At 68.2% G+C, this 21,960-nt stretch carries 22 protein-coding genes and 1 tRNA gene; 13 read left to right on the top strand and 10 right to left on the bottom strand.

Annotated elements, in window-relative coordinates; genetic code table 11:
- The first annotated feature begins 25 nt into the window (after positions 1-25).
- Complete coding sequence (locus tag AB0L60_RS06250; protein ID WP_364608060.1) at positions 26-2,137, top strand: prolyl oligopeptidase family serine peptidase; 2,112 nt, start codon at positions 26-28, stop codon at positions 2,135-2,137.
- Positions 2,138-2,160: 23 nt separating this feature from the next.
- Here the strand turns inward: AB0L60_RS06250 and AB0L60_RS06255 are convergent, their stop codons facing one another.
- Both AB0L60_RS06255 and AB0L60_RS06260 read right to left on the bottom strand, forming a co-directional pair.
- Positions 2,161-2,760, bottom strand: coding sequence for a TetR/AcrR family transcriptional regulator (locus AB0L60_RS06255; protein ID WP_364608063.1), 600 nt, complete (start codon positions 2,758-2,760; stop codon positions 2,161-2,163).
- Positions 2,761-2,890: 130 nt separating this feature from the next.
- On the bottom strand, positions 2,891-3,511 hold the full coding sequence (locus AB0L60_RS06260; protein ID WP_364608066.1) for a WHG domain-containing protein: 621 nt from the start codon (positions 3,509-3,511) through the stop codon (positions 2,891-2,893).
- A gap of 75 nt (positions 3,512-3,586) precedes the next feature.
- Here AB0L60_RS06260 and AB0L60_RS06265 point away from each other — a divergent pair, with 75 nt between their 5' ends.
- A complete protein-coding gene (locus AB0L60_RS06265) occupies positions 3,587-4,930 on the top strand; it encodes a DUF3533 domain-containing protein (RefSeq protein ID WP_364608069.1) in 1,344 nt (447 codons plus the stop codon).
- Between the two features lie 117 nt (positions 4,931-5,047).
- Positions 5,048-5,734: a GAF and ANTAR domain-containing protein gene (locus tag AB0L60_RS06270; RefSeq protein WP_364608072.1), complete on the top strand. Its 687-nt coding sequence runs from the start codon at positions 5,048-5,050 to the stop codon at positions 5,732-5,734.
- A gap of 334 nt (positions 5,735-6,068) precedes the next feature.
- Here the strand turns inward: AB0L60_RS06270 and AB0L60_RS06275 are convergent, their stop codons facing one another.
- The 5 genes from AB0L60_RS06275 to AB0L60_RS06295 all read right to left on the bottom strand — a co-directional run bounded on the left by AB0L60_RS06275 (position 6,069) and on the right by AB0L60_RS06295 (position 10,836).
- Positions 6,069-7,619 carry an MFS transporter gene (locus AB0L60_RS06275; RefSeq protein WP_364608075.1) on the bottom strand — a complete coding sequence of 517 codons (1,551 nt, stop codon included), beginning with the start codon at positions 7,617-7,619 and terminating at the stop codon, positions 6,069-6,071.
- A gap of 75 nt (positions 7,620-7,694) precedes the next feature.
- On the bottom strand, positions 7,695-8,108 hold the full coding sequence (gene mscL / locus AB0L60_RS06280; protein WP_364608078.1) for a large conductance mechanosensitive channel protein MscL: 414 nt from the start codon (positions 8,106-8,108) through the stop codon (positions 7,695-7,697).
- A 224-nt stretch (positions 8,109-8,332) separates the two neighbouring features.
- A complete protein-coding gene (locus AB0L60_RS06285; protein ID WP_354840665.1) occupies positions 8,333-8,698 on the bottom strand; it encodes a hypothetical protein in 366 nt (121 codons plus the stop codon).
- A gap of 131 nt (positions 8,699-8,829) precedes the next feature.
- Positions 8,830-10,128 (bottom strand): D-arabinono-1,4-lactone oxidase, encoded by a 1,299-nt coding sequence (locus tag AB0L60_RS06290; RefSeq protein WP_364608082.1) that lies wholly within the window; start codon positions 10,126-10,128, stop codon positions 8,830-8,832.
- 33 nt (positions 10,129-10,161) lie between these two features.
- On the bottom strand, positions 10,162-10,836 hold the full coding sequence (locus AB0L60_RS06295; protein WP_364608085.1) for a helix-turn-helix domain-containing protein: 675 nt from the start codon (positions 10,834-10,836) through the stop codon (positions 10,162-10,164).
- A gap of 118 nt (positions 10,837-10,954) precedes the next feature.
- Here AB0L60_RS06295 and AB0L60_RS06300 point away from each other — a divergent pair, with 118 nt between their 5' ends.
- Positions 10,955-12,451, top strand: a complete 1,497-nt coding sequence (locus AB0L60_RS06300) for an MFS transporter (RefSeq protein ID WP_364608088.1) — start codon at positions 10,955-10,957, stop codon at positions 12,449-12,451.
- Between the two features lie 68 nt (positions 12,452-12,519).
- Here AB0L60_RS06300 and AB0L60_RS06305 read toward each other — a convergent pair whose 3' ends face one another.
- Positions 12,520-13,710: a lipase family protein gene (locus AB0L60_RS06305; RefSeq protein WP_364608576.1), complete on the bottom strand. Its 1,191-nt coding sequence runs from the start codon at positions 13,708-13,710 to the stop codon at positions 12,520-12,522.
- Between the two features lie 132 nt (positions 13,711-13,842).
- On the opposite strand from AB0L60_RS06305, the gene crcB (AB0L60_RS06310) reads away from it, so the two are divergent.
- The 6 genes from crcB (AB0L60_RS06310) (at position 13,843) to AB0L60_RS06335 (ending at position 18,772) form a co-directional block, all read left to right on the top strand.
- Positions 13,843-14,274, top strand: coding sequence for a fluoride efflux transporter CrcB (crcB, locus tag AB0L60_RS06310; protein ID WP_364608091.1), 432 nt, complete (start codon positions 13,843-13,845; stop codon positions 14,272-14,274).
- Entirely contained in the window at positions 14,267-14,611 is a 345-nt protein-coding gene (locus AB0L60_RS06315) for a DUF190 domain-containing protein (protein WP_364608094.1), read from the top strand. The genes crcB (AB0L60_RS06310) and AB0L60_RS06315 overlap by 8 nt, the downstream gene beginning before the upstream one ends.
- Positions 14,608-14,970: a fluoride efflux transporter CrcB gene (gene crcB / locus AB0L60_RS06320; protein WP_364608096.1), complete on the top strand. Its 363-nt coding sequence runs from the start codon at positions 14,608-14,610 to the stop codon at positions 14,968-14,970. The genes AB0L60_RS06315 and crcB (AB0L60_RS06320) overlap by 4 nt, the downstream gene beginning before the upstream one ends.
- 47 nt (positions 14,971-15,017) lie before the next feature.
- Positions 15,018-16,658, top strand: a complete 1,641-nt coding sequence (pgm, locus tag AB0L60_RS06325) for a phosphoglucomutase (alpha-D-glucose-1,6-bisphosphate-dependent) (protein WP_364608099.1) — start codon at positions 15,018-15,020, stop codon at positions 16,656-16,658.
- 74 nt (positions 16,659-16,732) lie between these two features.
- Positions 16,733-17,962 (top strand): MFS transporter, encoded by a 1,230-nt coding sequence (locus AB0L60_RS06330; RefSeq protein WP_364608101.1) that lies wholly within the window; start codon positions 16,733-16,735, stop codon positions 17,960-17,962.
- 72 nt (positions 17,963-18,034) lie between these two features.
- The gene (locus AB0L60_RS06335; RefSeq protein ID WP_364608104.1) at positions 18,035-18,772 is read left to right on the top strand and encodes a thioredoxin domain-containing protein; all 738 of its coding nucleotides are present in this window, start codon (positions 18,035-18,037) and stop codon (positions 18,770-18,772) included.
- Between the two features lie 16 nt (positions 18,773-18,788).
- Here the strand turns inward: AB0L60_RS06335 and AB0L60_RS06340 are convergent, their stop codons facing one another.
- Together AB0L60_RS06340 and AB0L60_RS06345 are read right to left on the bottom strand one after the other, a co-directional pair.
- On the bottom strand, positions 18,789-19,109 hold the full coding sequence (locus AB0L60_RS06340) for a hypothetical protein (protein WP_364608106.1): 321 nt from the start codon (positions 19,107-19,109) through the stop codon (positions 18,789-18,791).
- A 186-nt stretch (positions 19,110-19,295) separates the two neighbouring features.
- Entirely contained in the window at positions 19,296-20,888 is a 1,593-nt protein-coding gene (locus tag AB0L60_RS06345) for a DUF222 domain-containing protein (protein ID WP_364608108.1), read from the bottom strand.
- Between the two features lie 129 nt (positions 20,889-21,017).
- On the opposite strand from AB0L60_RS06345, the gene AB0L60_RS06350 reads away from it, so the two are divergent.
- The 3 genes from AB0L60_RS06350 to AB0L60_RS06360 all read left to right on the top strand — a co-directional run bounded on the left by AB0L60_RS06350 (position 21,018) and on the right by AB0L60_RS06360 (position 21,856).
- A tRNA-Ala gene (locus AB0L60_RS06350) sits at positions 21,018-21,090 on the top strand.
- A gap of 95 nt (positions 21,091-21,185) precedes the next feature.
- Entirely contained in the window at positions 21,186-21,416 is a 231-nt protein-coding gene (locus tag AB0L60_RS06355) for a ribbon-helix-helix domain-containing protein (protein ID WP_364608110.1), read from the top strand.
- Positions 21,413-21,856 carry a PIN domain-containing protein gene (locus AB0L60_RS06360; protein WP_364608112.1) on the top strand — a complete coding sequence of 148 codons (444 nt, stop codon included), beginning with the start codon at positions 21,413-21,415 and terminating at the stop codon, positions 21,854-21,856. Before AB0L60_RS06355 ends, AB0L60_RS06360 begins: the two co-directional genes overlap by 4 nt.
- Positions 21,857-21,960 lie beyond the last annotated feature (104 nt).

Here is a 21,960-nt window from a genome sequence, read left to right on the forward strand (position 1 = left end):
TCGTGATCATGGGATGGGGGATTTCATGGTTTGGAGCAAGAGCGGAATCCGGGCCGCCCTCGCGGGTCTGGCGGTGGTCCTGCTGGCCGCGTGCGGGGGATCGAGCACGGCGAGCGACCCGTATCAGTGGCTCGAAGAGCTGGACAGTCCCCGCGTGCAATCGTGGGTGGCGGCCGAGAACACGAGGACCCTCGGCGTGCTGGAACAGGATCCGCGCTACGCCGACAATCTGGCCCAGGCGAAGGCGCTGGCGAATGCGGCCGATCGCCTGCCGGTGCCGGAGTTCCACGACGGGATGATCGGCAACTTCTGGCAGGACGCCGACCATCAGCGGGGCATCTGGCGGGAGACGACGGTCGCGGATTACGAATCGCCGCAACCGCAGTGGCGCACGGTTCTGGATCTCGACGCTCTGGCCCGCGACGAGGGCAAGAACTGGGTGTGGAAGGGCATGTCCTGCGACCCGGTCACCCATCGGCGCTGCCTGGTCGAGCTGTCCGAGGGCGGCGAGGACGCCGTCACACTGCGCGAATTCGATCTGGGGACAGGGACGTTCGTGGCCGGCGGATTCGCGCTCGACCGCGGCAAGCAGTACGCCGCCTGGGTGGACACCGACACACTGCTGGTGTCGCGGGAATGGCAGCCGGGGGAGAAGACCACCTCGGGCTATCCGTACGTGGTGAAGCGTCTGGGGCGCGGGCAGGCGCTCGACCAGGCGGTGGAGATCGCCCGCGGCAGCCAGGCTGATGGGCTCGCCACCGCGGCGACGCTGCTGGACAACGGGGCGGGGCGGCGGATGAACATGGTGGAGCGGCGGCCGTCGTTCTACGAGTCGGAGGTCAGCCTGCTCGCGGGCGCGCAGCCCGTGCGGCTGGGGCTGCCGCCGAAGTCCGGGCTCCAGGGCATGGTCGGCAATCGGGTCCTGGTTGCGCTGCAACAGGATTGGACCACCGGCGGCGCCACCTTCAAGTCCGGCTCGCTGGTGTCCCTCGATGCCGACGACCTGATCGCGCACCCGGATCAGCCGACGGCCACGCTCGTCTACGAACCCGGGCCGCAGGAGACCCTCGAAGGGGTCATGACGACCCGCGACCACGTGGTGGTGACCTCGCTCTACGACGTGAAGGGCCGCGCCACCGTCTACACCCCGCAGCCCGACGACGGCTGGACGTCCGCACCGGTTCCCCTGCCCGACAATGCGACCGTCTCGGGCGTGGACGCCGATTCCCAGGGCGAGATGGCCTACCTATCGGTCACGTCGATGCTCACCCCGGCCACCATCTGGAGCCTGGACACCGCGACCGGACGGCTGAACCAGGTGAAAGCCGCACCGGCACGGTTCGATTCGTCCGGGTTCGTGGTGGAGCAACTGAAGGCCACCTCGCCCGACGGGACCAAGGTGCCCTACTTCATCGTGCATCCGGCCACGCTGCCCTACGACGGCAGCACCCCGACGATCCTGTGGGGGTACGGCGGCTTCGACTCCTCGTCCACGCCCGGCTACAACGGGCTGCTCGGCAAGTCGTGGCTGGAACACGGTGGCGCGTATGTCATCGCGAACATCCGCGGCGGCGGCGAATACGGGCCCGCCTGGCACGACGCGGCCCTGAAGACCCACCGGCAGAAGGCCTTCGACGACTTCGCGGCCGTGGCCGGCGATCTCGTCGCGCGCAAGATCACTTCGCCGCGGCGGCTGGGGATCCAGGGCGGGTCCAATGGCGGGCTGCTCATGGGTGTCGAATTCACGCAACATCCGGACCTGTGGAGTGCGGTGGACATCCAGGTTCCGCTGCTGGACATGGTCCGCTACGAGCAGATCGCGGCGGGCGCGTCCTGGGTGGGGGAATACGGATCGATGGCCGATCCGGACGAACGTGCCTTCCTCGCCTCCATTTCGCCGTACGCACAGCTGAAGAAGGGCGTGAAGTACCCCGAGCCGCTGATCTGGACGACCACCAAGGACGACCGGGTCGGGCCCCAGCACGCGCGCAAGTTCGCCGCCCGACTAGCCGAATTCGGCGATCCGTACCTGTTCTACGAGGCCACCCAGGGCGGCCACGGGTCTGGCGCGAACAACGACGAGAAGGCGCACACCAGCGCGCTGGAGTACACCTACTTCATGCGGCGGCTGATGTGATCGGCTCGGTGTGAGGTGACTGCCTAGGCCGGATCCCGCACGATGAGCGAAACCGCCATGGGGACGAGTACTTCCACCAGGTCGCTCACCGGCGGGCGCGGCTCGGACAGCAGCCACTCGTGGGCCAGGCCGTTGATCGCGCCGATCAGGGCGCTGCCCGCGAGCTCGCCCGCGCCGCGCACCCGCGCGCCCGAACCGGCCAGCGGTTCCACCGCCAGATACAGGGTGGCGACCCAGGCGTGCCGCCGATCGCGCCGGTGCTGCTCCATGCGCTCGCTCACGCCGACCACCTCGACGAAGGCGACCTTGGCACGGTGCGGGTCGGCGCCGATCGAGCCGAGGAAGGCCGAGAGGGCCCGCGTCACGGTGTCGGTCGGGTCCGGGTCCGGTCCCATGGCGCTCAGGGCCGTGGCCAACGCGGCGGCGGCCTGGTCCTGGATCTGGTCGTATGCCGCGACCAGCACATCCTCGCGGGTCTGGAACTCCTCGTAGAACTGGCGTTTGGACAGTCCGGCGGCCGCGCATACATCGGCCAGCGAACAGTTGGCGTAGCCGCGCTCACCGAAAATCTGGATGGCCGCGTCGAGGAAGCGCTGCCGGCGCTCGGCTTTTCGTTCGGTCACGGCGCGTCCGCCGTACTGCCTGCCTTCGATCGTCACTGTCGTTTCTCGATCGTCACGCCTGAAAGGTTACGGATGCGGGCCCACGGATTCCGGTTCGCGGATTTCCGCAGCCCGGTTCGCGGACGCGGCGTCAGCGTCGCGGACGCAAACCGTTCATCATGTGGGTGACCATCTCGTCGAAGAGGCCGTCGGCCTCCTCGGCGTCGACCAGGCCCGACCCCATGATGGCGGCCAGCCCGTGCAGCGCGGCGACCGCGGACAGGCAGATGCGCCGCGCGTCGCCGGGCACCACCTCGCCGCTCGCCTGCGCATCGGTGACCATTTCGATGGGCACGGTGAAGGCGCGGGCGGCGGCCTCGCCGATGGCCGGTGTCGCACTGTTCTTGCGCGCGAACATGAGTGCCAGCAGCGCCGGATTGTCGATGGCGAAGCGCAGATAGGTGTGGGCCATGGCGCGCAGGCGCTCCAGGAAGGCGCCGGTGGCGGCGGCCTTCTCGAATCCGGCTCCGAGCCGCTCGAATCCGGCTACCGTCAGCGCGTCCAGCAGTGCCTGTTTGTCGCGGAAGTGCCGGCTGGGCGCGGCGTGGCTGACGCCGGTGTCGCGGGCGAGCTGCCGCAGCGACAGGCCGTCGACACCCGCGCCGCGCAGGGTCTCCTCGGCGCGCCGGAGTAGTTCGGCGCGCAGGTCCCCGTGGTGGTAGGACCGCGCGCGCTCCACCACCTCGCGGGCTTTGCGCTTGGCGATGCTCATGGTGAGAGCAGGATATCGGACACACTCGGCCATGTTGGCGTTGACTACTTTGTTGTCACTGCCTACATTCGTCGCATGGCGAATGACAGTGCCTCCCCGACCGGCCCGGAGGCCACGGCGACCCCGGCGGCGACCCCGCCCCGGCGGGCCGTGCCGCTGCGCGGCTGGATCGGCCCGATGCTGGTGCTCACGCTACTCGCGGCGTTGATCGGCACCATGTACCTCGGCTACACCTCCGACCCGGAGAAGAACCTGCACGACTTCCCGGTCGCCCTGGTCAATCAGGATGTGGGCGACGTGATGGATGGCAAGACCCTCAATGTCGGCGACCAGATCACCGGTGCGCTGACCGAGCAGATTCCGAAGGACAAGATCGATCTGCGGTTGGTCGGCATCAATGACGCCCGCCAGCAGCTGAGCAATGGCCAGATCTACGGCGCCATCATCATTCCGAGCGACTTCACCAAGCGGCTGTCCATCCTGGCGGCGGCCTCGGTGGTCCCCGGCGACGTGGAGCGCCCGGTCATCACCGTGCAGACCAATCCGCGTGCGGGCACCTACGCGTCCTCGATCGTGCAGCGCATCACCGATCGTGCCATGGCACAGGTCAATACGACCGTCGGTGCGCAGCTCACCGATCAGGTGAAGGCCAAGCTGGCGCCCAAGGCGGGTGCTCCCGCAACCGAATTGTCCGGCGCGGCACGGCTGCAGCTGGCCAAGCCCATCGACGTCGTGGTCAGTCCGTATCGGCCGCTGCCCGCGGGCACCGGCCAGGGCCTGTCGGCCTTCTTCTACACCCTCGTGCTGCTGTTCGCGGGCTTCAGCGGCGCCATGATCATCCACTCCATGATCGACAATGTGCTCGGCTATGCCCCGGCCGAATACGGCCCGTGGTTCCGCGCGCCGGAGCCGGCGTCCATCAGCCGCTGGCGCACCCTGCTGGTCAAGTGGGCCATCACCGTCATCACCGCGCCGGTCCTCTCGGGCATGTTCATGGGCATCGCGAGGATCTTCGGCATGCCGATCGACCAGCCGCTGCCGCTGTTCCTCTACGGCACGCTCGCCATCATCGCGGTGGGGGTGACCGGGCTGTCGGTGCTGGCGGCCTTCGGCACCGCCGGGCTGCTGATCAACATGATCGTCTTCGTGGTGCTGGGCCTGCCGTCCTCCTCGGGTTCGATTCCGGTGGAGGCGATTCCGCGCTGGATCGCGGCGCTGTCCAGCTTCGAGCCCATGCACCAGATCTACCTGTCGGTGCGCGCCATCCTGTTCTTCGACGGGCACCTGGAGGCGGGTCTGAGCACCGGTATCTGGATGACGGTGTTCGGCCTGACCGTGGGTCTGCTGCTGGGCGCGGTCGCCACCCACACCTACGACCTGCGCGGCCTGTCCCGGCTCGGTGTGGCCTATCAGCCCTGATCATCGTCCGCCACAGTGACTTTCGGCCCTGTTGGTTGTCGAGCCGTGACGGTGATACTGGCCCCGGGCACCGAATTACTCATCGCCGGGCGATGATTGTGGGGCGGTTCGATGGTGATGGCTTCGTCGCAGTTCGATCAGCTGACGGGACAGTTCCTGCGCGCCGTGCGTGATGCCGGCGGCGGTCTGAGCGCGGTGTGCACCGCGTGTGTGCGGGTGCTGCCGGTCCGGCGGGCGGCCATCGTGCTCGAGGAACGCGACGCCGGCATGCAACCCTGGTGTGCCAGTGACGGATTCGCCGAGCGGGTGGAGCGGGCGCAGGCCACCGCGGGGGAGGGGCCCGCGGTCTCGGCGGTGGCAGACGGGGTGCCGGTGGTGATCACCGATCTGAGCGCCCACTGCGAGAACTGGCCCGGGTTCGCCGAGGCGCTCTCGGAGGAGCCGGTGTCGGGTTCCCTGTTCGCAGTGCCCTTGCGGCTGGGCACGATTCGGCTGGGCGCGGTGGATCTGTACCGCGATTCGGTCGGGCGGCCGGGGCCGCGACTGCTGTCGGCGGCGCTGCACATCGCGGATCTGGTCACCGCCAGCCTGGTGCTGGCCACCGGCGACGACGCCCGGCAGTGGGCACAGCCGTTGTCCAGCCGGTGGATTCACCAGGCGGCCGGGATGACCAGCGCCCGGCTCGGCATCGAGATCGCCGATGCCTATGCCCGCCTGCGTGGATACGCCTTCACCCATGGGCTTTCCCTGGTGGAGGTGGCACGGCGGGTGGTGGAGCGCGAGATTCGGATCGAAGCCGAATGAGCGCAACTTTTCCGCAGCACCCCGCCCGGCAAATACCATGAGCTGACGGCAAGAGCGGCACCGGATCTCCTCGGTGGCCGCCGTCCCCATGTGCCTCGACGACACCGAAGCCGGTGTGCTGAGCCCGTATTCGCGCGACCCGGCGGCACTGGACCGGTAAGGACCTCTCGGTCGCCACCCCGTTGGCGGGCCCGGCCACATCGTCACCGCCAACCTGGTGCAGCGCCAGCGGCGGGTGACCGAGCGGCTCGGGCTGCCCGCGGTCAAGGCTCGCATCCGCTCGGCGCTGGCCCAGCTCAAAGTGTCACTGGCATAACCGGATACGGCGTGCCGATCAGTGCGCGGCGGTGGCCTTGAAACCGCGCGGGACCAGGATCATGGTGAGCACCGCGACCGTGCCCACCATGGCGGTCGAGATCCAGGAGGTGGTGGTGAGCGCGGCATCGTAGGCGTGCTGGGCGATGCGCAGCACCTCGTCACCGGTGGGCCCGCCGATCTGCTCGGCGATATGGGCCGCGCCGCCCACCGAGCCCCGCGCCTCGGCCAGATCGTCGCCCTGCAGTGGCAATCCGGTCATGTGGCCGGTGAACAGGCGGCCGTGAATGCTGCCCAGCAGCGCGACGCCCAGGCCGATGCCCAGCTCGTAGTTGGTCTCCTCGACCGCGCCCGCCTGCCCGGCGCGCTCGGCCGGCACCGCCGATACCAGCACCGCGGCCGCGGTGGTGATGGCGATGCCGTCACCGATGCCCAGGCACACCATTACCAGCGCGACAATCGGATAGGTGGTGTCCGGCACCGCCGCCAGCACCGCGAAACCCGCAGCCAGCGCGCCCAGCGCGGCGCCCATCAGCGCGCGCACGCTCACGTGCTGCATGAGCCACGGGGTGGACAGCGAGCCGAACAGGGTGGCCAGCGCCGCGGGCAGCGTGCGCATGCCCGCCTGGGAGGGCGAGTAGCCGTGAATGTATTGCAGCCACAACGAGATCAGGAACAGTGCCGCACCGATGGCCAGCATGGCCAGCAGGGTGGCCAGCGCCGCCGCGGTGAACGCGCGATTGCGGAACAACCGCACATCCAGCAGCGGATCCGGCGACTTCAGCTGCCGATAGGCGAACAGCCCCAGCAGGATCACCGCGGCGGCCATGATCACCAGATCGATCGGGGCCGGATTGCCCTTGGCCACATGTTTGATCCCCCACGCCAGCGCCACGACGCCCAGCACCGACAGCGCCGCGCTCGCCCAGTCCAGGCTGCCGTGCTGCGGCGCTCGGTACTCCGGCAACAGCCACAGTCCGGCGGCGACCGTGATGATCACCACCGGTACGTTCAGCCAGAAGGCCGCCGACCACCCGAACGCTTCGACCAGGTGGCCGCCGACCAGCGGGCCGATGGCCGCGCCCGCACCGGCCACCGAGGCCCAGATGCCGATGGCCAGGGTGCGTTCCCGGTCATCGGTGAAAATATTGCGGATCAGCGAGAGGGTGGACGGCATCACCATGGCCCCGCCGACGCCCAGCAGCGCGCGGCCCGCGATGAGCTGCGCGGGCGCGTGCGCGGTCGCCGCCACCACCGAGGCCAGGCCGAACAGCACGAAGCCGGCCAGGAACAGCCGCTTGCGGCCGTAGCGGTCGCCGATCGCGCCGCAGGTGATGAGCAGGCCTCCCAGCACCAGGCCGTACAGGTCGACGATCCAGAGCTGTTCCATCGGAGTGGGCGCCATGTGATCGATGAGCGACGGCAGCGCGACATTGAGGATGGTCGCGTCCATCGCCACCAGCAGCAGACTCGCGCACAGCACGGCGAGCATGGCCCACCGGCTCACCGGCGCGGGCGCCACCCGGTCCGCCAGATCGTCCGGCTGTTCCCGGGGTGGGATGCGGCCCACGTCTTCCGCCTCCTCGGCTAGGCATAGGTCAAGCTGCTGGCAACAACCTGGCTAAGACTACCCGGGGTGCGCGGCTCACTTGTTCGCGTTCTGCTTCGCCAGCAGGTCGCGGATCTCGGTGAGGAGCTCCAGTTCGGTGGGATCGGCCTTCACCGCGGTGGGCTTGCTGAGCCGGTTCTTGATGGTGTTCATCGGGAGGATGAGCACGAAATACAGGACCGCGGCCACACACAGGAAGTTGATGCCGGCGCTGATGATCGGACCGAGGGCGACGAAGGTGGACGGCTTGTCGGACAGGAGTTGGAAGCCCAGGCCGTATTCCTTGTTGCCGCCGAGGGTGGCCAGCAACGGTTCGATCACACCCTTGGTCACCGAGGTCACGATCGCGGTGAAGGCCGTGCCCATGACCACGGCCACCGCGAGATCGATGACGTTGCCCCTCATCAGGAAGTCTTTGAAGCCCTTGAGCATGATGCGCGCTTGATCCAATCCGAGACGTTTTCGTTATCTTCTGAATGGGAGTTTAAGGGCTGGTCGCGGTGTAGCGCGCACGTGGCACAGCCCCCTTGACGTGCATCACTCCGGACGGTCGGTCGGGGCTGGCACACAATCGGCAACCCGACGGGGCCGTCTGGAACGAACGAAGCGGCCGGATGAAAGCGAACGACCCCGGTTCCGGGCCACAGTGGCCCGGAACCGGGGTCGAGTGGGGACTACTTTCCGCCGGCCCTGTTCTTGAGGGCGGTGACGATCTCGTTGACCGCGGCGAGCACGTCCTGGGCGGCGTGGTCGAGGTTGGCGCGCACCGATTCCAGAGTGCTCTGGAGATCCTCGGGAGTGATCTTGTCGGCGAAGGCCTTCGCCATATCGGCGAGATCGGCGGCCGCGCTCTGTGCCCGGTCGGCCAGTTCGGCGGCGGCGCCGCTGGCTCGCTCGGCCAGCGCTCCCGCCGCTGATTCGGCTCGCTCGCGCAGGTCGGAGGCGGTGACCCCGAGGTCGGTGGTCAGATCGTCGGCGGTGGTGCGCAGGTCGTCGGTCAGGCGTTCGACCTTGTCATCGGAGTCGTCATCAGTGGGCATCGTCGTGGTTCCCTACTTCGATCCGCCGCTCAGGCATCGGAACCCTCCCTATGTCGATCACGTTCGGGCAGTTACAGCGACCTTTCAGCAATCGATAGTAGTCCTCTTTCGGTGCGCGGTGGCCGGCACTTTCAGAGCACGGGACCCAGGACACGCTCGATGTACTCGTTCGTGAAGCGGCCCTTCGGATCGAAGCGGCGGCGGACCTCGGCGAACCTGTCCCAGTCCGGGTAGCGCTCGCGCAGGGTCTCGGCGGTCTGGAAGTGCCGCTTGCCCCAGTGCGGGCGGCCGTTGTAGCGGTCGAAGACGCGTTCGCAGGCGCGGAAATACGGCTCGTAGTTCATGCCCTGGTACTGGTGCACGGCGATGTAGCAGGTCTCGCGGCCGCCGGCGGGGGAGAGGAAGGCGTCATCGGGGGCGACCCAGCGCACCTCGATCGGCATCGGGGTGTCGAAATGCTTGGCCACCTCCTTGATCTCGCGGATGGCGTCGGCCGAATGCTCGCGTGGCAGTGCGTATTCCATCTCGGTGAAGCGGAACAGCCGGGGGCTGGCGAAGACCCGGTAGGAGCGCTCGACCTGGCGGCGGTAGCTGCCCGCGTAGGCGGCGCTGCGCTGGACCAGCGGGATCAGGTTCGGGCGGCGGCGGGTGAGCCGGCACAGCGCGTCGAAGGTGTAGTTGGTCATGAGGATGTCGGAGAACCAGTCCACGGCTCTGCCGCGCGGTTGCTCGGGCAGCTCGACCCGGTTGTTGCGCTTGGTCATTGCCAGCGGGCTGTGCGCGAACATGTAGAACTCGAAGTGCTCGTTGCCCTCGACGTAGCTGTCGAGATCGGCCAGCACCTCCTCGACCGGGACCGGCCGTTCGATGCCCTCGAGGACGAAGGACGGCACCATCTGCAGGGTCACGGCGGTGACCACGCCCAGCGCGCCCACGTTCACGCGGGCGGCGCGCCAGCCGTCGGGGTCGGTCTGCTCGTTGAGTTCGACCCGGCTGCCGTCGGCGAGCATGAGCTCGACGGAATGCAGTGCGGCCGAGAGGTTCTGCAGCTTGGATCCGGTTCCGTGGGTGCCGGTCGCGGTGGCGCCGGCGATGGACTGCACGTCGATGTCGCCGAGATTGGGGAAGGCCAGGCCCAGCGGGTGCAGCGCATTGCTGGCGGCATTGAGCGTGATGCCGGCTTCCGCCCGGACCAGCCCGGATTCACGGTCCACGTTCAGGATCCGGTCCAGCTTGTTCAGGCGCAGCAGCGTGCCGTCGGTGAGCACGGTCTCGGTGAAGGAATGTCCCGATCCGGCGACCCGGACGGTGTGCCCGTTCGCTTCGGCCTGTGCGAGTACTGCCGCGACGTCCTCGGGCGAGCTCGGTTCGGCGATGGCCGCCGGGGTACAGCTCTGATCCCCGGCCCAGTTCACCCAAGAGTTGGTCATGCGACCAACTTTAAACCGCGAGTGTGATGCGCGCTACCGTTTGCGAGGGGTATATGCCGCGGCTTTGGCCCGTTCCACTTCGTCCTCGGTGAGCGGCGGCTGCGCCAGCGGCAGGCGGGGCACGCCGTCGCCGCGCACGCCATTGAGAATCAGCGCCATATAGCGCTCCCAGACCTGGGGATTGACCGGCCGGGCGAATCCGGCAATACCGTCGACCATGTTCACCATGGCGAAGAAGTCGCCCGCCTCGATATCGGGCTGCAGCGCGCCCGCGTCCCTGGCGCGCTGGATGACCGCCTGCATGCCGGGCCGGATGTGATCCTTCATGGCGCAGAAGCGATCCATGCTGTCGTGCAGTTCGAGAATGACCTCGCCGAAACCGCGGTTGACCGCGACGTGCCGGCACGAGTACTCGAACAGATCGACCAGGCCCTCCCAGGGGTCCGGATGGTGCAGGGCCACATCCACGGCCCCGGCGAGTTCGGTGACCATCTGGTCGAAGACCTCGGAGATGAGCTCCTGTTTGTTGGCGAAGCGGCGGTAGACGGTGCCGACGCCGACGCCGGCGCGCTCCGCTACATCGTCGAGGGTGACCTCCAGCCCGCGATCGGCGAACAGCTCGCGGGCGGCCGCGATGATGCGCTGCTGATTGCGGGCGGCGTCCGCGCGCAGACGCCGAGGTGGAGGCGCGGTGGTGACGTGATTCACACCCTGATCCTAACAGCAATCGGGATTATCTGGAGGAGCGGTCTCCGTTTTGCTGGTAGCTTTTACCGGTAAGCGGAGACAGGTTCTCCACTAATCCTAGGGGACGAGGAAAACCGCCATGACAACAGCTCTCGAGAAAGAGGTCGCGGCACCGGCCGCCGCGCCGCGGCGCGGATCGCACGCGCTGCGCTGGTGGGTGCTCGCCGTACTCGGCGTCGCCCAGCTGATGGTCGTGCTGGACGCGACCGTCGTGAACATCGCGCTGCCGCACGCGCAGGCCGATCTGGGCTTCTCCAATGGCGATCGGCAGTGGGTCATCACCGGCTACGCGCTCGCCTTCGGCAGCCTGCTGCTGCTGGGTGGACGGCTCTCCGATCTGTTCGGACGGCGCACCACCTTCATCACCGGCCTGGTCGGCTTCGCGGTCGCCTCGGCCGTCGGCGGCGCGGCCGGCAACTTCGAGGTGCTGGTCGGCTCCCGCGTCGCTCAGGGCGTGTTCGCCGCGCTGCTCGCGCCCGCCGCGCTCTCGCTGCTGACCGTCACCTTCACCGAACCTGCCGAGCGCGCAAAGGCTTTCGGCATCTTCGGCGCCATCGCCGGCGCCGGCGGCGCCCTGGGCCTGCTGCTGGGCGGCGCGCTCACCGAGTGGGCCTCGTGGCGCTGGGTGATGTACGTGAACCTGGTCTTCGCGGCCGTCGCGCTGGTCGGCGCGGTACTGCTGCTGGCCGGGCACACCGCCACCGAGCGGCCCAAGCTGGATCTGCCCGGCACCCTGGCGGTGACCGCCGCCCTGTTCGCCATCGTCTACGGCTTCTCGCATGCCGAGTCGGACGGCTGGACCAATGGCCTGACGCTGTCCTTCCTGATCGGCGGCGTGCTGCTGCTCGGCGTGTTCGCCTGGCTGGAACAGCGGGTCGCGCATCCGCTGCTGCCGCTGCGCGTGGTGCTGGACAAGACCCGCGGCGCGTCGTACGTCACGGTGTTCACCATCGGCATCGGCATGTTCGCCATGTTCCTGTTCCTCACCTATTACATGCAGCAGCAGCTGGGGTACTCGCCGATCCGCACCGGCGTGGCGTTCCTGCCCATGGTCGCCGGCATGGTGGCGGCCTCCACCACCGTGCCCGCTCTGCTGATTCCCCGGGTGGGCCCGAAGGTGACCGTGGTGAGCGGATTCCTGCTCGCCACAGTGGGAATGGTGCTGCTGACCCGCATCGGCGTGGACACCGGCTACGCGAGCCACATCCTGCCCAGCCTGGTCCTGATGGGCCTGGGTCTCGGCATGGCGATGTCGACGGCCTTCAGTGGCGCGACCTCGGGCGTGCACCACAGCGACGCCGGTGTCGCCTCGGCGATGGTGAACACCAGCCAGCAGGTCGGCGGTTCCATCGGCACCGCGCTGCTGAGCACGCTGGCCTCGACGGCCTTCAACAATTACGCGTCGAGCCACGTGCCGCCGTCGGCGGCGGTGCTGGCCGAGGCCGCGGTGAAGAGCTACACCACCACTTTCTGGTGGGCCGCAGCGATCTTCGTGGTCGGCGCGGTGGTCACCGGTCTGATCATGCCCAACATGGTGCCGGTCCCGGCCGAGGGCGAGCCCGTTCTGGCGCACTGAGTTCCGGACATGGAAGCGGCCCCGCTCACGAAAGTGAGCGGGGCCGCTTCTTTTTCGGCTTACCGCGATCAGCGGCAGTTGGAGGGCGGGGCCAGGCCCGCGAACCGGTCGGACAGGTAGTCCAATGCGGTGGCGCCGCCGACCATGGCGGTGCCATGGTCGGCGCCGGGGATGATGTCGAACTGGACCGGGGTGCCGGCGGCGCAGTAGCGGTCCGCGGTCTCGAGGGCGAGGTCCAGGGGGACCTGGTCGTTGCTGCCGTGCCATTCGTAGAGGGGTTGGCGGATGAGCTCCGGGACGACCTCGAGGGCATTGGCGTGCATGGTGTGGATCAGGTCCGGGTCGTTCTCCTTGCCCGGGTGGAAGACGTCGCCGATGCTGTGGTTCGCACCGACCGAAATGATGTCTTCCACACAGGAATTGGCGATGCGGTCGCGCATCCAGAAGCCGAAGGGGGTGAGCGAGCTGTCCAGCTGGATCTGGGCGGGGTACTCGCGCTCCATGCCCACTGCTACCGCGAAGCCCAGGCCGAACAGCGGCTGGGGCGTATTGCCCACCTGGATGGCCAGTTTGCCCGGATTGACCGGCACGCCGCCCTCCGCGACGCCGACGATCGGCAGCTCGGGCGCGTAGTCGGGGGCGATGGCGGCCGCGAAACCGGTGGACATCGCACCGCCGGAGTAACCGGCCAGGCCGACCGGCGAATCACCCAGTCCCGCCGGGGCGAAACGCTCGACAGCGCGAATGCCGTCGAGGGTGATCTGCCCGCCCATGCGGGCCGCGCCGTAGGCGCTGTCGGGGCCGAGGTGATCGGGCACGGCGATCGCCCAGCCGCGCGCCAGCAGCAGCGGGAAAGCGGCAGCCTCCCGCACGCCGCCGTTGAACAGGGTGTGCGACGGCGCGCATTGCATGCCCAGGGAATTCACGAACGGCTGATACGACAACAGCGGTCGCGGGCCGGGACCCGGGGTGATGAGGGTGGTCACCGCGGCGATGGGCACGCCGGTGGAGTTCGTGGAGCGGAACTTCAGCTGCCACACCGTCGCTCCGGGCCAGGGATGGTTGGGCACCAGGCGGGAATCGAGGATGTCGCCGTTATGGGCGGCGGCGAGATTCCCTGTGGCGTAGTAGAACCCGTCCGGGTCGGAAACCGGATAAATCGCCCCGGCGTGGGCCGCGGGGGTGGCAGCCATGGCGGCCACCAGTACCGTGGCGATTCCGAACCCTTGTACCAGCAACTTTCTGATCGACTGCCGCACCGCCAACTTTGACTCCTCGAGGCCGATGGGACAACTCTGGGCAAGCGGCACTATCCTCGCAGTTCCGGGCTGCTGTACGGCTTCACCAACACGCCGAACAGCAATGATTTGGCTAATTTGAGAGGAGGGGCGGTGGCAGCGAGAGTCGCGGGCGTGGACGCCGCCCTGCTCGGCGTCATCGCCCTCGGTGGCGCGATCGGCGCGGAAGCGCGCTACGCCATGAGCCTGTGGGTGCCGCACCACGGCTCGATTCCGTGGCAGACCTTGGCGGTCAACGTGATCGGTTGCTTCCTCATCGGGGTACTGATGGTGTGTATCACCGAGATCTGGGTGGCGCACCGGCTGTTGCGGCCCTTTCTCGGGGTCGGGATTCTCGGCGGATTCACCACCATGTCCACCTACGCGGTGGAAGTTCGTACACTGCTCGAATCGGGCCGAGTCGGCGCCGGACTGGCCTACCTCGGGGGGACGGTGGTGACAGGACTGATTTCGGTCCTGCTGGGCGTGAGTGCGACACGATGGGTATCGGAGACGGCACGACGATTGGGGGAAGGCGATGAGTGACATGGTTCGGCAGTGGGTACCCGCGTCTCGGCTGACGGTGCTGCTCAGCGAGGACGACACCTATCGGCACCGGCCCCGGTATCACGAGATCGTGCGGCGTGCTCGGGATGCCGGATTGGCCGGGGCCAGTGTGTGGCGCGGCGTCGAGGGTTACGGAGTGTCCTCCCATATCCACACCGCCCGGCTGCTCGATCTGGCCGAGCGGTTGCCGGTGATGGTGATGATCATCGACGACACCGCGCGGCTGCGGGCGTTCGTGGAAAACAATGCGGACCTGCTGGATTCGGTGACGGTGGCGCTCTCGCCGGTCGAGGTCTTCGCCGGAGTGCGGCGGTGACAGGGCTGCTGGTGATCCTCGGCGCGCTCTTCGGGGCGCCCGTCCGGTATCTGGTGGATCGCGCGGTGGCCCATCGATTCGATAGTGTTCTCCCCCTGGGCACACTGGCGGTGAACATGGGCGGTTCGGCCGTGCTGGGCGCGTTGATCGGTGCGGGAGCAAATCATTGGTTCCTGGCTGCCGTGGGGACGGGGTTCTGCGGCGCGCTGACCACGTTCAGTACGTTCGGGTACGAAACGGTTCGATTGGCCGAGGAGGGCGCTTACAGCTATGCGGTGGCGAACGTCGTGATCGGCGTCGGCGCAAGCCTGGCCGCGGCCTACCTCGGTGCCTTCCTCGGGCAGTGGGTGTGGCCGTGATTCTCATGACCAGCCGGGCGCAGGCGATACGGAAGGGAGGTGCGAGCATGGCCCACGATCGAGCCGGACGACCGGCCCGGGCCACGGACCTCGAGGACATCGCGCACTTGGTGACGGCCTACTACAGCCGGATTCCGGATCCGTCGGATCCCGCGCAGCTGGTGTCCTTCGGCACCTCCGGGCATCGCGGGTCGAGCCTGGACTGCGCCTTCAACGAGGCGCACATCCTGGCCATCACCCAGGCGATCGTGGAATACCGTGCCTCGCGCGGCATCACCGGGCCGGTGTATCTGGCACGGGATACGCACGCGCTGTCCGAGCCCGCCTGGACCACCGCGCTGGAGGTGCTGGCCGCCAATGACGTCACCGCCGTCATCGACTCGCGCGACAGGTACACGCCCACACCGGCTTTGAGTCACGCCGTGCTGCGGCACAATCGGGGCGGGACCCGGCACCAGGCCGACGGCATCGTGGTGACGCCCTCGCACAATCCGCCGCGCGACGGCGGGTTCAAATACAACCCGCCGCACGGCGGTCCCGCCGACACCATCGCCACCGATGCCATTGCCGCGCGCGCCAACGAGCTGCTGCGCACCGGGCTCGCCGACGTCAAGCGCACCTCGCTGGCGCAGGCGCTGGCCACCAAGGTGGAGCGCTACGACTACCTGGACCGCTACATCTCGGACCTACCCAATGTGCTGAACCTGGACGCCATTCGGGGCGCCGGGATTCGGCTGGGCGCGGACCCCATGGGCGGGGCCTCGGTGGACTACTGGGAGGAGATCGGGCAGCGGTACGACCTCGAGCTCGAGGTGGTGAATCCGTTCGTCGATCCGACCTGGCGGTTCATGACGCTGGACTCCGACGGGCGGATCCGGATGGATCCCTCGTCGCGGTACGCCATGGCCTCGCTGGTGGCGATTCGCGACGATTACGACATTTCCACCGGCAACGACGCGGACGCGGACCGGCACGGGATCGTGACTCCCGATGCGGGACTGATGAATCCGAACCATTACCTGGCGGTGGCGATCGAGTACATGATCGCCAATCGGATGGGGTGGGACGCGCTCACCAAGATCGGCAAGACGGTGGTGACGTCCTCCATGATCGACCGGGTGGTCGGCGTGCTCGGCCGCGACGTGTACGAGGTGCCGGTCGGGTTCAAGTGGTTCGTGCCCGGACTGTTCAGCGGCAGCCTGGCATTCGGTGGTGAGGAATCCGCGGGCGCGTCGTTCCTGCGCATGGACGGCACCGTGTGGACCACCGACAAGGACGGGATCCTGCTCGCGCTGCTGGCCGCGGAGATCACCGCCGTCACCGGGCAGAGTCCGTCCACCCGGTACACCGAACTCGAAAAACGCTACGGCTCACCCGCCTACGCCCGCGTGGACGCCACCGCCACCCCGGAACAGAAGACCCGCCTGGCGGCGTTGACGCCCGACATGATCACCGCGACCGAAATCGCCGGCGAACCCATCACCGGCATCCAGACCCGCGCCCGTGGCAATGGCGCCGCCCTCGGCGGCGTCAAGGTCACCACCGAGAACGCCTGGTTCGCCGCCCGCCCGTCGGGCACCGAGGACAAGTACAAGATCTACGCCGAATCCTTCCAGGGGCCGGAACACCTCGCGCAGGTCCAGGCCGCGGCCGAGGAGATCGTCGGACACGCCCTCACGGGTGAATAGCGCGGCCTTCGGTCAGGTGTGGCGAATGGATGGATTGGTGTGTGCGCCGGGCGGATCCGGGTGGGCGGTGCGTCGTGCTGAGTGAGGTCGAGGGGCCGGTCGGCGGGCGGCATCGGCTGCCGGTGGAGATCTGGGTGCTGGTGGGGTCGGCGTTCACGATCGCCATCGGGTTCGGGTTGGTGGCGCCGGCGTTGCCGCAGTTCGCGCGGAGTTTCGATGTGGGGGTGGCCGCGGCCTCGTTCATCGTGAGCGCGTTCGCGTTGATGCGGCTGCTCTTCGCGCCGCTGGCGGGTCGGTTGTTGCAGAAGCTAGGGGAGCGGCCGGTCTATCTGACCGGGCTGTTGATCGTGGCGGTGTCGACCGGTGCGTGTGCGCTGGCCCAGAGTTATTGGCAGTTGCTGGTATTGCGGTCACTGGGCGGGATCGGGTCGACGATGTTCACGGTGTCCTCGCTGGGGCTGGTCATTCGCATGTCCCCGCCCGCCGAACGGGGGCGGGTGTCGGGGGTGTACTCGACGAGCTTCCTGATCGGCTCGATCAGCGGGCCGCTGGTCGGCGGTGCACTGTCCTTCCTCGGCCTGCGCGCCCCGTTCCTCATCTATTGCGTGGCGCTGCTGATCGCCAGCCTCATCGTCTATGTGGCGCTGCGGGATTCCCCGCTGGCCCTGCCGGAGAAATCGAACGGCGCCCCCGTGATGACCTTCCGTGAGGGGCTGGCCCGGCCCGCCTACCGGGCCGCGCTGTGGGCCAACTTCGGCAATGGCGCAGCCGTTTTCGGTGTGCGCATGGCGCTGGTGCCGCTCATCGTGGTGGAGGTGCTGAAGCAGGACGCCGCCCTCGCAGGTGTGGCCCTGACCGCCTTCGCCCTCGGCAATGCCTCGGTGCTGTTCCTGTCCGGGCGGTGGTCGGACACGGTGGGCCGCAAGCCCTTCCTCATCGCGGGAACCCTGGTCTGCGCGGTCGGCACCGCGGGCATCGGCCTCGCCCCCACCCTCGTCTGGCTCCTGGTCGCCTCCTGCGTGGCGGGCATCGGCTCCGGCATGTTCACCCCCGCCCTGCAAGCGGCGGTCGCCGACATCATCGGCCCCGGCACCCGAGGCGGCCCGGTCCTCGCGGGCTACCAGATGTCCGCCGACCTGGGCACCTTCCTGGGTCCCTATGCGATCGGCATGCTCGCCGACCGCGTCTCCTACGGCGTGGCCCTCGGTGTGACCGGCGCCCTGCTGGCCTCGGCATCGGCGGTCTGGCTGCTGGTACCGGAAACCCTCCGCCGCAGAGAACCCGCCGCGGCCACCGCCGCCTAGCGAGCCGGCCGCGGATTTTGGTGGGGCGGGGTGGGTGTTGCTCGGGTGGGGGCGTCGGGCAGAGTGTTGCGGGTGAGCAAACCGACTTCGAAGCACACACCGCGGCCGGTCTCGAGCAAGACCACCTACGCGCTGGCCGGGCTGGCCGTTGTCGTGGTCGTGGCGATCGTGGCGGCCCTCTACCTGTGGAATCGCGGCGGCGGGGACGAGGTGCGCAACGACGGATACGGTCCGGTGCACGATCCTGCGGTGTCGGTGGCGCTGGATTCCGACGGAGCCATCGTGCTGGGCAAGCCCAATGCGAAAACCATTGACATCTACGAGGATCCGCTGTGCCCGGCGTGTGGTCAGCTGGAGAAGAGCTACGGGCAGGAGATCGCCCAGCAGGTCGACCTCGGCAAGATCGCGGTGCGGTACCGCCTGGTGAACTTCCTCGACCCGCGGTCGGCCAGCAAGGACTACTCCACCCGCGCGGTGGCCGCCAACGAGTGCGTCGCCCAGGCCGGTGACGGTCCGGTCTACTCGAAGTTCCACTCGCTGCTGTTCACCACCAAGCAGCCCGCCGAGGGCGGTTCCGACCACGACAACAAGGAACTGGCCGCCATCGCCAAGGAGGCGGGCGCCGGTGACGATGTCGCCAAGTGCATCACCTCCGGCGACCGCGCCGACACCGGCCGCGCCCACGCCGAAGCCGCGCTGAAGGCCCTCAACGACGCCCTCAACAATCGCGCCGCCACCCCGTCGGTCTTCATCGACGGCAAGAAGGTCGACGTGAACAACAAGAACTGGGTCCTCGACGCCGCGAAATAGGCTGGACGGTACGGCTTCAGGCGTCGAGGACGGGCCGGCGCAGGCGACCTGTGTAGGTGGCTGCCCGGCCCAGCGCGTCCTCGGCGGCATCGAGTTCGATGAGGGCCTCGTCGAACACCTCGGCGGCGCCGGCGACGCAGTAGGCCGGGGTGGTGAGTGCGCCGGTGCCTGGCGTATCGAGCAGCAGGCCGGAGTCGGGGAGATCGCGATAGGCGGCGGTCAGGTCCGCCAGGTCCGCGCGAAGGGTCTGCAGCCGATCTTGCAGCAGCTGCCGCCGCTGTTCCAGCAGCAGTGGGTCCCGCAGGTCGGCTTCCGCGCTCGGTTCGTGGTCGCTCATGCGACCAGCATGCCGTGGTGGGCCAGGACATGCGGTGGTGCACAGGAATTCGGATGTTCTTGCGCATCACCGCATGCCTGGCGGAATGGGTGGGGTGCGGCCCTCGGGGGAACGGAGAAGTGAGCCGCACCCCGGGCAGGGAGCCGGGCTGGGGGCTCGGCTCCTTGGTCGGGGGGATCCTGCGGGTCAGCGCGATGCGGCTCGGGTGGGGGTTTCGGGGATGTCGTTGTCCGGGGTGGCGCGGGACAGCTGGGGGTGGATGAGGACGTGGGACTCCATCGGGTAGGCCAGGTCCTGGGTGAAAGCTGCTCCAGCCGTGGCGGTTTCGATGGGGTCGGGAACGACGCGCAGAGGGTGTGGCCTGGCGGGTGCGTCGATATCGGTGTGGGGGAACAGGTAGCGCGCACCTTCGCGGACGGTTTCGTGCGACTCGCCACTGGGGTCGATCCAGCGCATGCGATCGGTGTCCGAGAGATAGACGCGCCAGGGGTGTTTTCCCCTGTCTGCCAGTAACTTCAGCCGATGGTGATGGGTGCACAGGACTGCGCGGTAGGCCGGATTCGGGCCCGTGGCGGCGCGGGAGGGATGCGGCTCGAACTGGACCAGGGTGGTTTCCGCTGCGGGCATGGTGCAGCCGGGGAAGCGGCACAGGCCATCGACGGCGCGGACCTCACGGGGTGGCGCGCTCGAAAAAGCACGCACCGCCACGGGTCTCGACTCCAGAGCGGTCATGGCGCGTTCCCACGGAGCCGGCCGGACCGGGATGGTCCGCGACTCCGGCCTGCGCGAGGCGCGAGGACCCGGCGCTTCGGCCGGCTCGGGACGCTGGGTGGCCGCTCCGTCCGTCGCGTTCGTCTCCTGGGCGGCCTCGTTCGGGAAGTACTCCGGAATCACCTGGAAACGTGCGTGTTCGGCAAGGGTGCGGGCGAGGGCGCCGTCGATGGGGCCGTAGCCGGCGAGGAAGGCCGGATCGTCGCGCAGGCCGAGCAGGGTTTCGGCGGAGACCCCGACCTGGATGAGCGGGCGGCGGGGTGTGGTGGGGGCATCGGCCTTGGGGCAGTCGAGTCCCCGGCCGCAGCCGCAGCGCAGGCGGCCGGAGCCGTCGGCGAGCGCGACCAGCGCGTCGGTGCGGCGCTGGGACATGGTGCGGGGATCGGCATCGCAGACCTGGAGGCTCATTTCGCGCAGCCGCATGGCGAGCGCCTGGGCTCCGGCGGCGGGCAGCAGGCCATCGAATACGGCCATGCCGTCCTGCACCGCGCGAATGCGGACGTCACGGTCCTGCTCGCGCTCCTCGCGGCGGCGGGTCTCACCCTCGGGGTCCAGGCGGGTGACCCAGCGCTGCGCGGTCTGGCGTAATCGGGCCGGATCCGAGCGCAGCGCCGCCTCGATCAGCTTGGGCTCCAGCACTTCTCGCATTTCGTGCGGCAGGCCGCGCAGACTGTCCGCGATCACCTGCACCCGAGACAGGTCGATCCGCCCGGCCGCGAAGGCATGCTTGGTCTGCGGTAGGGAATCCAGCGCCAATCCGATATCGATGAGGGCCGCCGCCACCGCCTCCGATACGTGCACCGCCACGGCGATCTCCGCCGCGGCGAACTCCCCGGCCCGTACCCCGCCCGCTCCCGGCGCGGCATTCCCGGCCCGATGCCGGCGATACACCTCCCGCACCGCTGTGATTTCCGCCGCCTGTGCGAACGCCGCCGCCCCGTGTGCCCGCCGCAGCGCGTCGATCAGCTCTTCCTCGCCCATCGCCTCCACCTCTCGGCTATCGAACATGCGTTCGAGAGTACATCGAGAAGATCGCCGCCGCCAGCCTCTGTACAGGCGATTTGGTTTGTTCGACACCGGTCGTGTAACTTCGTTCAAGCAAGCAGGGCAACGCCCCGCAGGCGGAGAAGTGAACACGGGGCTATGGCGCAGCTGGTAGCGCACCACACTGGCAGTGTGGGGGTCAGGGGTTCGAGTCCCCTTAGCTCCACAGAACGACAGAGCCGCAGGTCATCGACCTGCGGCTCTGTTTCATTTCCGGCAATGCGCGAGCCCGGCGGGTACCCTACGTAGTACCCTACGTTCATGAAGGCCAAAACGAGCGTGTACCTGGATCCCGAGCAGGCTGCCCGTCTCAAGGAGGCGGCCGAAGCGACGGGGCGATCGGAAGCTGATTTGATCCGCGAGGGGATCGACCTGGTGTTGCTGCGGTCGCACCGGGTTCGCCGTACCCGGCCGTGGCCGTCGTTCGATTCCGGCGATCCTGGATTCGCTGCCAACAGTGAGGACTTGCTCGGGGAGGCATACGGCGAGTGAGCTTCTTCATCGCCGACACCTCGGCAATCATCGCCGCTTACGATCGCGCCGCGGAACTGCACGAACGGGCGCGTGAATTCCTTGCCACTTCTGTCGCGGTTGTTTCGCCACTCGTGCTGGACGAGGTCGATCATCTGCTCATCGCACGATTCGGAAAAGACCGCCGCACAGCCGATCTCGTTCTCGATGATCTGCTCACCTCGGCTGAGGAGGGTGCGGTGCTCGTACCCCAGGTGGACCGCGATGATCTCCGGGTCGCCCAGAAGATCATCGAGCAGTATCGTGGCCTCCGGCTCGATCTGGCCGATGCGGTCACTGTGGTGCTCGCCGAGCGTTATCTCACCAACGACATATTGACGTTGGATGAGAAGGACTTTCGCGCCGTGCGGCCCTTGACGCCCGCTCATTCGTCATTCCGGCTTTTGCTCCAAGGTGACTGAACAGCCGACAACCGCGGTCGGGTACCCACCGCCCTGATCATGATGTCCGGTCCGTCTATCAGCACCGCCCGGTTCGTATGCTGGTCCGTCAGGTCCACAGAACA

The sequence above is a fragment of the Nocardia sp. NPDC051981 genome, from assembly GCF_040680715.1.
Lineage (GTDB): Bacteria > Actinomycetota > Actinomycetes > Mycobacteriales > Mycobacteriaceae > Nocardia.